This is a genomic window from candidate division KSB1 bacterium (assembly GCA_034521575.1).
Lineage (GTDB): Bacteria > Zhuqueibacterota > Zhuqueibacteria > Residuimicrobiales > Krinioviventaceae > JAXHMJ01.
The window spans coordinates 311,044-324,926 of the sequence record JAXHMJ010000005.1 but is presented as its reverse complement, the minus strand read 5'-3'; the positions used below and the strand labels follow the sequence as shown (position 1 = coordinate 324,926).

Below are 13,883 nucleotides of genomic sequence, written 5' to 3'. Positions count from 1 at the left end.
TCCGCAATCCCTTACGGCACATACACTCGACCGTTGTGTGCAATTCCCCACATCACGAAATTGAGATTAATTTCTTATGTTTAAATAGCTTTGCCATTATTGCCCATGGAAAGAATTGAAAGTTTGGGGAAACCGTACAAGAAAGCGGAAAAACGCTATCATGCATCAAGGGAAGGAAAAGTAAATTTGATACCAATGGATGATATTGTTAACCGGTATAGATAAATGAATATTTAAATTCAAAGAGCATCCTGTCAATCCGGCTGATTCTGTTCATCCTGTCTCTTTTGTTTTGAAACAAACATCCAAACCAAAAAGGAGCGACCTCTGCCCAATCCCGAACCCATAGCCGTCGGCCTTGACGTTGGCGGCACGCATACGGATGTGGCTGCCATTCGCGGCCGTGAGATCATTGCACATGTCAAAACCGTCACCGATCCGGAACATCTGGTCGACAGCGTCACGGACGCTCTGGAGCGCATTCAACGCGAGATCAACGCAGACATTGATTCGCTGAATCTGAGCACCACCTTGTCCACCAACGCGCTGGTGGAGGGCAGAGCGGCGCCGGTCGGGGTGCTGGTAAGCGCCGGGCCGGGAATCGCGCCGGAGGTCAACCGGTACGGCGATTATTATCACGTCCTGGACGGATTCATTGATCACCGCGGCACCGAGGTGCGTCCGCTGAATACAGATGGACTGGACGCTCTGCTGTCCGACTGGGCGGCAGAGGAGATTCAACATTTTGCCGTGATCGGCAAGTTTTCCACCCGCAATCCCGAACATGAAAATCAGATGTTTGACGCCGTTCAACCCTATTCCAACTTTACCACCCGGGGACATATGGTTTCCGGGTATTTGAATTTTCCCCGCCGCATTCGCACCGCAGCCATGAATTCGTCTGTGTGGCCGCATTATCAGACTTTTTATTCGGCTGTAACCGACACCCTAAAGTGCCTGAATATCCAGGCGCACGTCAACGTACTCAAGGCGGACGGCGGCACTCTGCCGTTCCCGGCCTCCCGGGATGTGCCGGTGGAGACCGTGCATTCGGGACCGGCCGCCAGTGTGATGGGCGCCCTGGCGCTGCGTCCGATGCAGCAGGATGTGATCTGTATGGATATGGGCGGCACCACCACGGATGTGGCGCTGTTTGCGCGCGGCGCGCCGGTACTGGAACGCTCCGGCATCCGTATGGCGGGATACGACACGCTGGTGCGCGCCATCCAGTCTCATTCAGTCGGAATCGGCGGTGATTCGGCGCTTCAGATCAAAAACGGCTCATTGCAGGTGGGACCGCAGCGCCAGGGACCCTGTCTGGCTGCCGGCGGTCCCGAACCGGCGCTCATGGATGCTTTGAACGTTCTCGGGTATGCTGAATTCGGCGATATGCAAAAGTCAAAGCGCGGCATTGAACATCTCACTGAATCACTTGATTGTTCCGTGATGGAAGCGGCAAGCAGCGCCGTGCATGCGGCTGCAGATATTTTGGTCGATGCCGTGACCGAAATGCTGCGCGAGATCAACAGCAAACCGGTGTATACGCTGTACGAAATGTTTCATCCCGATCCGATCAAGCCGACGCAGATCTTGCTGATGGGAGGCCCCGCAGATGCGTTTCAGAAAAGCCTGATTGACCGATTTTCCCTGCCGGTGGATGTGCTGCCCTGGTCGGGTGTGGCCAATGCGGTGGGTGCGGCGCTTTGCCGGGTGACCCTGAATGTCGATCTGTTTGCGGATACGGTCAAAGGCATCCGCAGCGTTGCGCAGCTGAATGTGCGCGATTCTGTGTCGTCGCGGTACAATTTGCGTCAGGCTAAAAAAGACGCGCGCCGCTATCTGCTGCAGTACGCGCAGCGCATGGGCGCGAGTCCGGATCAGGCCCGCATTGATGTGCATCAGGCCGAGGAATTCAATCAAGTGGCCGGCGCTTCTGTGATCGGTCGCACGTTGCGGGTGAAAAGCCAGATACGTCCGGGGTTAACCGGGTCTTTGAAAGGATTATCATGAGTCAAAACCATACAGGATTGATTTTTTTCCCGGCATTCGACTGGGCGATTTCGCCCACGCATCCCGAACGTCAGGAGCGGCTGCTGTACACCCGCGATCAGCTGTTAGAGGAAGGTGTATTTGATCTGCCGTATATTCACGAATACAAGCCGGAAATTGCAGCGGATGCGGATATACTGCGCGCGCATTTTTGCATTCCAACGGTCGAGCGGGTTATCACCCCGTCTCACCGGGTGGCGGCCGGCGGCGCTGTAAAAGCAGCCCGACTGGTCATGGACGGCATCTGTGACAAATCCTTTGCCATTGTACGTCCGCCGGGCCATCACGCCATGAAAGTGGTGAACGGCAATCGCGGATTCTGCAGCATCAATAACGAGGCGGTGATGATCGAGGTTCTGCGCGATCATTATGATGTGCAAAAGATCGCGGTGGTGGACACGGACTGTCATCACGGCGACGGCACCCAGGATATTTACTGGCACGATCCGGATGTGCTGTTCATTTCCATGCACCAGGACGGCCGCACCATTTTCCCGGGCAGCGGATTTGCGGATGAAACCGGCGGACCGATGGCGCGCGGACGCACTCTGAACCTGCCGCTGCCGCCGGGCACTTCGGATGAAGGCGTGCTGTGGCTCGTGGACGAGGTGGTGCTGCCCGTGTTAAAAGACTTTCAACCGGATCTGATTATCAATTCCGCGGGACAGGACAACCATTTTTCCGATCCCATCACCCATATGGCCATGTCGGCTCTGGGATATGCGCAGCTGAACGAAAAACTGAATCCGGATATCTGTGTGCTGGAAGGCGGTTATTCCATTCAGAGCGCCCTGCCGTATATGAATCTGGGGATCATTCTGGCCATGGCCGGATATGATTATTCGGGTATCAAAGAACCCGGCTATGAATCCGGGACCTGGCGTCAGGATGATCGGATCATGAAGACTATCAAACAGCTGCCGGATCAGGCGCTGCCGGTTTATTTCGATCCCGGCGATCCGCCGCATGACGAAGGTGATCTGGTCACCCGGGACAAACGCGTGTTTTATGATACTGAAGGAATAATGGAATATCAAACCGAAACGCTGCGCGTGTGTGGACAATGCCGCGGCGCCCTGATGATTGAAAGCGAGACCAGCCGCTCGGACCAGAGTGTCTGCGTGGACATTCCGCGCCGTGTCTGCCCGGAATGTCGGGAACAGGCCGAAAAGTGGATCGATACAGAACGGGCCAGGGGAGAGGCGCCTGTGCATGTGATGGACAAGAGTCAAAGCAGGAATCGTGATTGAAATCCGTTATATGGCGTCCAGAGGAGGCAGAGTTCATGTCGTGGAACTCTTTCGTTGTGCGACAAATACGAGCGGCAGAGGTGTCGGTGAGAATCAATAGCGGAACCTCGGAGAGGTTCAATTATTGTAGAACGCGGCACACAAAACAACTGTTCAAAGAAAATCAGCAACGAACGATACGAACAAGACGAACAAATAAATAAACCCAGGATAGTTAATTTATCAGTTTCTGATAAAAATGAAAAATGCAGCTCTAAATCATTCACCAATACATGCCTGAATGTCAAAGATCGGCATTCCAAGGGCGCCAACAATTCTAATAGTGGCTTTTTATAATTTCAGTTCGTGTCGTTCGTTTTGTTTGCTGCTTTATTATGCCGCTGTTATTCGTCGCACAATTTTGCAATTTTACGACGAGGACAAGTATGGCGCACAGCACCCGCGATGCCGTCGTGCAGGGACATCGGGCCCGACATACGGAGGGCGATATATGAGGTTGTCTTAAAAAATTAGTCCGGGTTCATCCTCAGCAATAGCATCATTAATGACGCTTTTTCTTTTCCCTCCTTTTCCAAGGAGGGACGCTTTGTCAGAGTCGGGTGGTCCGTGCAGCGTATCGCCTGCAGGTGAGTTGCTGCCGTCAAACACCGTACCCGGAAGGCGCGGTGTTTGCCCAGATGCGAAAAATTTATACGTAATCAAAAGCAATACTTGTAGGTAATCATGCGGACTGGGTTTTGCATAGGTACAGCGTTGCGGCTACGGTTTACAACCTACCGGCTGATTCACCTCCGAGCGTTGCTTTTTCTTTTCCCTCCTTTTCCAAGGAGGGACGCTTTGTCAGAGGCGGACGCAGTCCGACATCTGACAGAGCCGGGTGGTCCGTGCAGCGTATCGCCTGCAGGTGAGTTGCTGCTGTCAAACGACGTGCCCGGAATGCGCGATTCCGGCCCAGACGGATGCTTTCGTTTCTGAGCTGCCGGAGTACCTTCGCCCACTGGTGGATTGTGTTCGCCCCTTGGCAATTTCATTCGGGGCGATTGAGCGCGGCAACACGGCTGTCACTGTCCCGCGCACCGCCCGGGGGTGAACCCACCGGGCTCAGAAACGAAAGAGGATCAAGGCCGCCTGACCCGATATCGCATCCTGTTCCATCGTTCCGCCTGTCCACTGGCGGAATGCAGAAAGAACACTTTGTGCCTCAGCCGACGAGAGAGTTGAATATTTCAGGGGACCCGGAACTCATTTCTATACCTTTTCAAAATTGTGCCGCTTCCACTCGTCGCACAATGGGAAATTTTACGACGAGGACAAGTATGGAGTGCAGCACTGCTGTTTGGCAGTATCTGTGACCAGCCTATTCAGCGCCTGCCACAACGCTGTTCCGTGAAATATCACTCCCCATTCAATACGGCATGGGAAACGTGCTGCCAGGCTCGCGTATTTATGATGATCCCTACCACACAGCTGAAGGGCCGGGTGCACATAGCTTTTTCAAGTTCGGTATGGCTGTACCCGATGACCTTGGACGAGTATGTGCAGCTGCATGCAAAGGAGGGGATCAAGCTCAGAAAGCATTGCTGTGAGTTTACGGATGCTGCGTATGAGGTCAGGGATACGGCCAATATATTTGTGTTTCAGAAACAGTGAATGCGTTTAAAGATTGTTGTACGCTTGCAGCGAACCTGTCATCGTGAAAGCGCTATTCTGAACGTATGAATTGATCAGGATTAGAATCCAGTATTACCACCACTTTAATTCTTTACCATTTTCACCGGTCTAAAACTTTACCATACATTTTCTTTCATTTAATTCATTTTCATAAATATTCATAAAAATTCCATCTAATTTTCTCTTATTTTCATATCATTCGTTTTATTCTCTTTTTCCCCCCCTTTTCACAAATTAATTTTTATGGCACTTTAGATTATTGGGCTTGTTTTTGGCTGTATGTTGGTTCTCAGCCCTAACTATCCTTCCACCAATACGAGTGTCTGTGATGAAGAAAACCATTATTTGCAAGAATTGCTGTAAGCAAAAACCTGCTAATCCCCGGCTCAAAGGCAATCAGTTATACTGCAGTGCCCCCAACTGCCAAAGAGCCCGCAAACGTGCCTGGCAAAAACAAAAAATGATTCAGGATTCTCAGTATCACGAACAGCAAGTCGCATGTTTAAAGAAATGGCGCAAGACCTATCCATTAGATAAATATCAAAAAGAGTATCGTAAAAAGCATCCAGACTATGTGAAAAGAAACCGAGACCTTCAGAAAAAACGCAATGCGAACCAGTCAAAAAAAGCGGAGCTGATTAAAATTGTAAAAATGGACGCGTTAAAAAAGCAGTCAGAAAAATTATACACTTGTGTAATGAATCCTTATAAAATTGATTCATCCGGGAAAATTGTAAAAATGGACGCGTTAATCGTGCAACTGGCTGATTTACATAAAAATATTGACCTTTTTTTGTCTTTAAGAATTTAATTGTAAAAATGGACGCTATTGCTATTTGCCTTGTGGTATAGTAGATTTCAGTTGAATTTGTACGTGATCTATTATTCGGGAGGCAGAATGATGAAAATCACCAAAAAACCCCTTATTCCCGACCGGGTGCGTAACATTGATGGGGGATTTAGTTTTATTCCACACCGGTTTATCACAGACCATTTTTTTACCAGTTTGAATCAACACGAGCTTTTGATTTACTTTTTGCTCGTGCTTGTCGGAGATCGGCACGGGCTGTCTTATTACAGTCAGGACCGGCTCTGCACGATGCTGAGGATAAGTCTTGATGATTTTATCACTGCCAGAAACGCTTTGATCAAAAAATCCCTGATTGCCTTTGACGGGTTTATGTTTCAGGTGCTTTCTTTGCCGAAAAAGCCGGTTGCACTGCCTTCAAAACCCTTGACTACCCGCTCCGATTTTGAAAACTGGGACCCCATGACGATCCGTAAACTTGTAACTGAATCTCTTGAAAGGGCCAAAAGTCATGATGAATAAACGAATCATCTTTGAAATTCACAAATTGGCTGATATGGGCATGAAACAACGCCAAATTGCCAGAAAGTTATGTATTTCAAGACCAACTGTGCAAAAATATCTCAACTCCCCGGATATTGCCACACCTCCCAGACGTCCAAAGCCAGGTAAATTGGAACCGTTCTATAATTATATTGATGAACTGCTGGAAGGTTGGCCGAACGCCAGCGCTGTTGTTATTAAACAACGTATCGACGAAAAAGGCTATACCGGAGGGATTACGATTTTGCGCGATTACCTCCTTGCTAAACGAGGAGGTAAGAAACGATCCAAAGCCTACATTCGGTTTGAAAGCAGCCCTGGTGAACAATGTCAGTTTGATTGGGGCATTTCGGCAGTCTCATTTATGGCAACACCTCCAGAAAACTGTACTGCATGACGGTGATAGAATGCCATTCCAGAATGCTCTACATCGAGTTCACACATAGTCAAAACAAAGAAGCTGTGATGCGCACCCTGTTGAATTCTTTTTATTCTTTGGTGGCGCTCCCAAAGAACTGGTGCACGATAATTTGAAAACAGCGGTCATTGAACGAATCGGCGATATTATCCGGTTCAACGAAGATTATTTGCATTTCTTGCGCCCTTTTCATATCAGACCTTACGCGTGCGGCATAAGGGACGCATCCGCAAAAGGCAAGATAGAAAAAGGCGGTGTTCATTACGTTCGCTATAACTTTTGGCCGTGCCGCACCTTTGCCGATCTGGATGATGTAAATGTGCAAGCCTGCAAATGGCGCGATCACATTGCAAATACACGTATTCACGCAACAACGAATGAAAAACCGGTTGAACGTTTTCAGCCGAAAGCCCTGCGTCCATTGCCGGATGTATTGCCGGATACCAGAGATCATTCAGAAGCTAAAGTCCATTCCGATTGCCGGTTTAAATTTGATGCAAATTATTATTCAGCGCCTTGGTGGATGGCCGGTAAAACAGTCAGTGTCAAAGCGGATAACCATACAATTTGGGCAGGCCATAAAAACAAAATTGTTGCTGTACACACGCGAAGCTGGAAACGCCGGGCTGTTATTGAAAATCCGAACCATATTTCAGAACTTTTGAAAACACGTAAAAAGGCAAGGTTAACCAGACAAGAACAACTCTTGTTTTCAATGGGTGAACCCATCAAACTATTCATCGAAAATTTGGCCAAGGCCGGGAAAAGCCTTTCCCGGGCATCCAGTCATCTCCTGGAATTAAGAGAACAATATGGAGCCAAAGCAGTTGTGGAGGCCGTTGAAATAACCCTCAAATACAAAGCCTATGGCGTCGATTATGTTGAGAATATCCTGCATCAAAAAATGCATATTAAAACATATTACCCCAAAGTTACCCTCAAAGATGAAACGCTCAATCAGTTACAATTACAGGAACCCGATCTGTTAATCTATGATGCCATTACTTTGAAAAAAAGCAGGAACAATGATGACAAAAATTGAAAATACAATCCACAAATTGCAGCAGTTGCGACTCAATACCATGGCCGAATATCTCGAAGATGCCTTTGAAAAAGAAAAAGAGCAGAACAACGGCTTTCTGTGGCTGCTCGATTATTTGCTTGACCTGGAAAACGAATCACGCTGGAAACGCTCTGTTGAAAACAGAATCAAAGCGTCGCATTTGATTGATAAATGCTTGCCAAGTGACTTTGATTTTAAATTCCATGTCTCCCGACAACAGAACCGATCCCTTGTTTTGCGTTTGTCCGAATGTGATTTTATTCATAAAAAACAAGACGTGATCTTTATTGGCGCCCCCGGAACCGGAAAAACCCGATTAGCAAAAACCATAGCTTATCAAGCCTGTTTGAAAAATGAACGTGTACTCTTCACAACAGCTATTGATATGATTAATCACCTCATTGCCGCTCAAGCTGATCAGTCGTTGTTAAAAAAACTAAAATTTTATCAAACTCCAAGTCTGCTTGTTTGTGACGAGTTGGGTTTTCTTTCGCTTGACGAACAGTCATCAAATCTTTTTTTCCAGGTGCTCAGTGCCAGGCATGAACGTGTGAGTACAATCGTGACCACCAATCTGCCCTTTGGCCGCTGGGGAGAGATCTTTCAAAGTGCTGTAATCGCTCAAGCCATCGCAGACCGGCTCGTTAAAAACTCGGAGATTATACTGATGGAAGGACCATCTTATCGACAGAAAAATAAATAGTAATCTGGTTTCATTTTAAAAATATAAAAATATAATTGATATTTTATGCCAAAGAACTGTTTTTTTTACAGAGTCTTGTAAGAGAATCTATGTGCTCCACTTTAGGTGGTAAAGTATTATTCCGTTGGCTTTGGTAAACTTGTTAACCGTTGGTAATAATCCAGGGGTTTGTTGTTATAATATATAATTGCTATATTGTTAAAAATTAAAATTAATGAGGAGGTCTGTTTTATGAAAGTCAGAGCTGTTGTTATTTCCGTATTTGCTGTTTTATTGTTAATTGTGTTGCTCCAGAACACTCAGATTGTTAATGTGCGTTTGTTGTTTTGGACGGTCAGTATGTCCAGGATTGTTCTGCTGCTGGTGGTTATTGTCATTTCGTTCCTTCTCGGATATTTGACGCATTTTCTGTTGAATAAACGGAAAAAGAAAAAAAATTCCATCACATCTGATATGGTATAGAGTACTTTTACGTAAAAAAAACAAATTTTATAACCGTGGGATAAATAGGGGGTATTTTCAATTTGGAAATATGTTTTTAAATTTGTAAATTTAAAGTTCTAAAACCTATATACCCTCTTTTAAATAATAATAGGACCGCCTGTTCTGTTATTACGTCCGGAATTGCATATACAATTGTTTTATAACGCAGCCGGCAAATTAATATTTCAGTAACGATTGACGGGTCGGCTTTTGGGATTTCCGTCAGTCAAACGGCGAATAGATTCAATCTCTTACATTATCAATGGAGTCAATACAAATGCAAAACCGATCCTGGACCTGTTTTAATCCTCCTGATGAATTGAAAAAGATTTTAGAGAACTCTCCGCGAGTGCATGTCGCCGGTGATACCAAAGAGCTGTTTGAACTGGCCTGCGGCAGCCCGGACCGGGATTATATGGAAGTGGCTTATGATTTGCCTGATGGGAAACGATTTGTCGATGCCACGGTTGCCAAAGTGCGCAACGGAATTGCTGTTAATTATCCCGAGCCCTATATGCGCCGGCGGGATCCGGAGAGTATGGTGATTGCGGATGAAGAACCCTCTGACAAAACGCGCTTTCATGAACAGTTTGGTCAAGAGTTTACAAATCTGCGTCAGGAGACACTGGATTGGCTGGCGGACCAGGAACTGGCGGTTTTTGCGTTTAAAACCGGCTGGAAAGAACTGGGTGTGGACGCGCTGGCAGTGGCTCCGGCGAATGCCGCGTTTTTCGCGCTGGGTCTGGCCATGCTGCAGGGTATTCTTTCCCTGGATCAGATTTCCAAAGAGTTTTCTCCAGAGGTGGTCATTTATGTGGCACCGCCGTTTCGTCAGACGTTTTTTAAAGGAAAGCAGGTGGTGGTGCATCACCGCCAGGATTCCATGTATGAAATCTTTTCCTACAATCTGTATCCCGGGCCCAGCGCCAAAAAGGGTGTTTACAGTTCCATCATTAATCTGGGTGAATACGAAGGCTGGGTGGCGGCGCATTGTTCAGCGGTCAAGGTTGTGACGCCGTACGATAATATCGTCTCCATCATGCACGAGGGGGCCAGCGGCGGCGGCAAGAGTGAAATGCTGGAGCAGCCGCACCGTTTGCCGGACGGAACCCTGCTGATTGGACGCAATCTGGTGACCGGAGAAGATCGTTATGTTGAGCTTCCGCGCACTTGTGATCTGGAGCCGGTGTGCGATGATATCGCATTGTGTCATCCCGATATCCAGAAGGAGAACGGCAAGTTATGGATTATGGATGGTGAGAACGGCTGGTTTGTTCGGGTTGATCATATTACCGAGTATGGAACCGATCCTAATCTGGAAAAATTAACGGCGCTGCCACCGCGTCCGCTGGTGTTCTGGAATATTGATGCTGTGCCGGGAAGCCGGGCATTGATCTGGGAACATGTGGAAGACGAACCCGGCACCCCCTGTCCCAATCCACGCGTGATCATCCCGCGGTCTATTGTCCCGGATGTGGTGAATGAACCCATGAGCGTTGACATTCGGAGTTTTGGTGTGCGCACACCGCCCAGCACCCGGGAACATCCGGGCTACGGGATTATGGGCATGTTTCATGTGCTGCCTCCGGCGCTGGCCTGGCTGTGGCGGCTGGTGGCGCCGCGCGGATATGGCAATCCCAGTATTGTCGGCACCCAAAAGATGAGCAGTGAGGGCGTGGGCAGTTATTGGCCGTTTGCACCCGGACGCATGGTCAATCAGGCCAATCTTTTGCTGGAGCAAATTCAACAGACACCGCGTACCCGCTATATTTTGATTCCCAATCAGCATGTTGGCGCCTGGAAAGTCGGTTTCAGCACGGAATGGCTGGCCCGTGACTATCTGGCACGCCGCGGCAGCGCAAAGTTCAGAAAAGATCAGATTGTTCCGGCGCGTTGTTCTCTGCTGGGCTATGCCCTGAGCTCCATGCGCATTGAAGGCAACCGACTATCACACTGGTTTTTAGAAGTCAACACCCAGCCCGAAGTCGGCGATGACGGATACGACAAGGGCGCGGCGATACTCAAAGAATTTTTTGACAAGCATTTAAAAGATTTCCTGCAGCCGGATTTGACAGAGCTGGGGAATCGGATTATTCAGTGTTGTCTGGATAACGGATCGGTGCAGGATTATGAAGGTCTGCTTGGGAAATCCGAGTAAGCGATATACAATTTACGGCTTTGGTGTTTCCGGTTTGCTGTGGATATTGTCATAAAGAGATTCGGTAACTGGCAAAGCTTTGTATCCATGTAAAAATTGGCAAAAAACTCAACTCGGAAAGGGGGGATGTCGGCTTTATCATATCATATTCGAGATGCAGCATAGCGCATGGGCTGTTATCGCTGCGCCCATAAACGTGTCAGGAAAAAAACAAGCGCATAGAAGGTCAAGCCGACAAAAAAAGAAACCGTGAATCCAAATGTGATAGAAAAAATGACGGCAAGAATAGAACCCAAAATTGACATGGTTCCATTAACGCCATACATCCAGGGAATATATTGTTTCAAGCCGCTTTTTTCCAACATCTGAATAGCCGAGGGGAAGGGAATACCCAACAGAAAGCCAAAAGGAACCAACATAAAAAAACATATGATTGAACGTAAAAGTTGACTGTAGCTTAATAGATAATTTAAAATTAACGGATAAAAAATAAACAATATTATACCCGACCCAACAATAGACAAACTGGTAACGTACAATCGTTTTATTGTATGGCCTGCATAAAAACGCCTGCCATAATAACTTCCTGTTCCCATACCGATTAACAGCGACCCCAGAAGAATGGACAATGAAACAGTCGGAGAGCCGAGATAAAGAACAAGTTTTTGAAATAGAGAAATTTCAAGAATCATAAATCCCAATCCAATACAGATAAAAATCATCAAGGACATTAAAAGCGGATTCATTTTGTCTTTTTTTAATGTTTTTCGAATACCGGAAAAAGGCAACGCAACGACCACTACATTAACAAAACTGATACCAGCTAATAACCATAGATAATCTGCAGGTACTCCCTTTTTTATTTTATAAAAATATGGACTATTATCAAAGCAAGGTGAAATATTATATTGATGCTGATCAATATAATTTTGGAAATTTGCCGCATCGTTTTGAATTTGTTTTAACAAATTATTGATCGGTGTATCCGGTATTTCGTCTAAATGGTAAGGAAGATAAGTGACTTGAGGGAGCTCCTTTGGAATCGTATTGATGACGCTTTGAATGCGGTTTATGTCCTCATTCGTAAAAATATTCTTTTTAATGACCACGGTCGGCGCGTAATCCTGTTCTAAAACGATAAAATGATTGAGGATTTGACGCATATCCATACCCCGTTGGTCAAATGCCTTTATCGTGGTCGTAATGAGACGCATTAACTCCCATCTGTTATGCACCGTAAAGATTAAACGCCCCTCCGGTGTCAGTATTTTTAAATAATCTTGTAATGCTTCTACGGTTAAAAGATAGTTTTCGCTTGCAGCAAAATGATCAATACTCTGAAGCTGCTCTGTTGACGGAAGAGCCATGACGATCAAATCAAAATACTCAGAGGTGTTTTTAATATAGTGTCTTCCTTCTGCAACATGAATTTGAACATTGGGGAAATCCGTGTAAATACCGCCGTTAAAATCTCTATATTTTTTAACGATCCTGACAAAGTCCGGATTAATTTCAACACCGGTGATTTGTTCGACGCCGGCCCAAAGGCCGGTCAATACTTCTTTACCTCCTCCCGGGCCAATAACCATCATATTGTTTCGTTCGGCTTTGGATAAAAACAGGAATGGGATTGAACTGCTCTGACTCATTAAAAGATTCTGGAGCATCAAATCCGGATTTCTTATATTACCGTTAAACCGGAACATCTGGGTACCGGCAGCGCCATCAATAAAAAGCTGCCGAACCCTGTCCTGGTTACTATACTTTACAAGGTCTGATCTTCCGTAAATACTCCAACGGCTATCGGCAATGTTGGATATTTTTTCAGCATTTGGATAGACATGATAAAAATCCTTTTCAGGAAAGCGTCCTATTGAAATTCTTCCTAAAATATCGGCGTCTCCGTTTATCATGAGTGCTGCAGCAAATATCACCAGAATAGCATATGACCCGATCTTTTGTGCTGTTTTCAATCTTTGCCGTAAAAATAATATCAAGGAGCAGAAAATCAGGATAGAGAGAAACAGGACACTGTTGGGAGCTCCCAGATAATTCAATAGAAAAATGGACAGCACTGAACCCAAAGCAGCGCCGGTCAGGTCAAAAGCATAGATTAAAAGCTCTTTTTTGCATAAAATTTAAATAGTTGTGCATAGACAATTCCGGCAAGAAAAAACGGGAAAAAGAGAAGAATAAAGTATAGGAACGTATTCGTAACGTTGAATAAAATGATGGTAACTAAAAAAAAAGAGAGTGAAATTCCCAAGAGAAGGACAGTTTTTAAAATTATACTGGATACGCCGGTGTTTTTATTGGATTTTATTTTATAATGCGAATAAATTCCCCCCATTCCCAGGCCGAGAATAGCCAGTGAAAGAATGATATAGGCATAATTATTAACAAAAATTACCGATGAAATTCGTGTAGAAATTATTTCAAAACAAACAATGCTTGCTGATATGATCAATATAGCAAAATAGAGAACTGAAGTTTTAATCATTTGATTAATTCTAATTTATTGGACAGAATATTCTCATAAATTTTAACATCATATTTTTTCCACAGCTGTTCTTTCACTTTATTCATCAATTTTTCTTTATGATGATTCCTGTAATCTTTAGCGATGGAATTTTTCACATCATCAAATAACAGCTGTTTTTCAGGCCGAATATGCGCGCATTTGATGATTGCATATTGATCACCTTTCTCGGGATCAACAACTTTCACCGGCCCGGCT

General features: G+C 46.0%; 12 protein-coding genes. 10 read left to right on the top strand and 2 right to left on the bottom strand.

Annotation, left to right across the window (positions count from 1 at the left end):
* Positions 1 to 303 precede the first annotated feature (303 nt).
* From U5R06_14180 to U5R06_14135, 10 genes are all read left to right on the top strand, one after another.
* Complete coding sequence (locus U5R06_14180) at positions 304 to 2,010, top strand: hydantoinase/oxoprolinase family protein (GenBank protein ID MDZ7723915.1); 1,707 nt, start codon at positions 304 to 306, stop codon at positions 2,008 to 2,010.
* Positions 2,001 to 3,299 carry a histone deacetylase gene (locus U5R06_14175; GenBank protein MDZ7723914.1) on the top strand — a complete coding sequence of 433 codons (1,299 nt, stop codon included), beginning with the start codon at positions 2,001 to 2,003 and terminating at the stop codon, positions 3,297 to 3,299. Before U5R06_14180 ends, U5R06_14175 begins: the two co-directional genes overlap by 10 nt.
* Before the next feature lie 1,446 nt (positions 3,300 to 4,745).
* The gene (locus tag U5R06_14170) at positions 4,746 to 4,949 is read left to right on the top strand and encodes a hypothetical protein (GenBank protein ID MDZ7723913.1); all 204 of its coding nucleotides are present in this window, start codon (positions 4,746 to 4,748) and stop codon (positions 4,947 to 4,949) included.
* Between the two features lie 346 nt (positions 4,950 to 5,295).
* A complete protein-coding gene (locus U5R06_14165; protein MDZ7723912.1) occupies positions 5,296 to 5,781 on the top strand; it encodes a hypothetical protein in 486 nt (161 codons plus the stop codon).
* 87 nt (positions 5,782 to 5,868) lie between these two features.
* A complete protein-coding gene (locus U5R06_14160; protein ID MDZ7723911.1) occupies positions 5,869 to 6,300 on the top strand; it encodes a hypothetical protein in 432 nt (143 codons plus the stop codon).
* Positions 6,290 to 6,718, top strand: a complete 429-nt coding sequence (locus U5R06_14155; protein ID MDZ7723910.1) for a helix-turn-helix domain-containing protein — start codon at positions 6,290 to 6,292, stop codon at positions 6,716 to 6,718. Before U5R06_14160 ends, U5R06_14155 begins: the two co-directional genes overlap by 11 nt.
* A gap of 133 nt (positions 6,719 to 6,851) precedes the next feature.
* The gene (locus U5R06_14150) at positions 6,852 to 7,781 is read left to right on the top strand and encodes a hypothetical protein (GenBank protein MDZ7723909.1); all 930 of its coding nucleotides are present in this window, start codon (positions 6,852 to 6,854) and stop codon (positions 7,779 to 7,781) included.
* Positions 7,765 to 8,505, top strand: coding sequence for an IS21-like element helper ATPase IstB (gene istB / locus U5R06_14145; GenBank protein MDZ7723908.1), 741 nt, complete (start codon positions 7,765 to 7,767; stop codon positions 8,503 to 8,505). The genes U5R06_14150 and istB overlap by 17 nt, the downstream gene beginning before the upstream one ends.
* Before the next feature lie 231 nt (positions 8,506 to 8,736).
* Entirely contained in the window at positions 8,737 to 8,967 is a 231-nt protein-coding gene (locus U5R06_14140; GenBank protein ID MDZ7723907.1) for a lipopolysaccharide assembly protein LapA domain-containing protein, read from the top strand.
* Positions 8,968 to 9,265: 298 nt separating this feature from the next.
* Positions 9,266 to 11,146: a DUF4914 family protein gene (locus U5R06_14135; protein ID MDZ7723906.1), complete on the top strand. Its 1,881-nt coding sequence runs from the start codon at positions 9,266 to 9,268 to the stop codon at positions 11,144 to 11,146.
* 176 nt (positions 11,147 to 11,322) lie between these two features.
* Here the strand turns inward: U5R06_14135 and U5R06_14130 are convergent, their stop codons facing one another.
* Together U5R06_14130 and U5R06_14125 are read right to left on the bottom strand one after the other, a co-directional pair.
* A complete protein-coding gene (locus tag U5R06_14130) occupies positions 11,323 to 13,119 on the bottom strand; it encodes a hypothetical protein (GenBank protein MDZ7723905.1) in 1,797 nt (598 codons plus the stop codon).
* Positions 13,120 to 13,642: 523 nt separating this feature from the next.
* Entirely contained in the window at positions 13,643 to 13,873 is a 231-nt protein-coding gene (locus U5R06_14125; protein ID MDZ7723904.1) for a hypothetical protein, read from the bottom strand.
* Between the last annotated feature and the right edge of the window lie 10 nt (positions 13,874 to 13,883).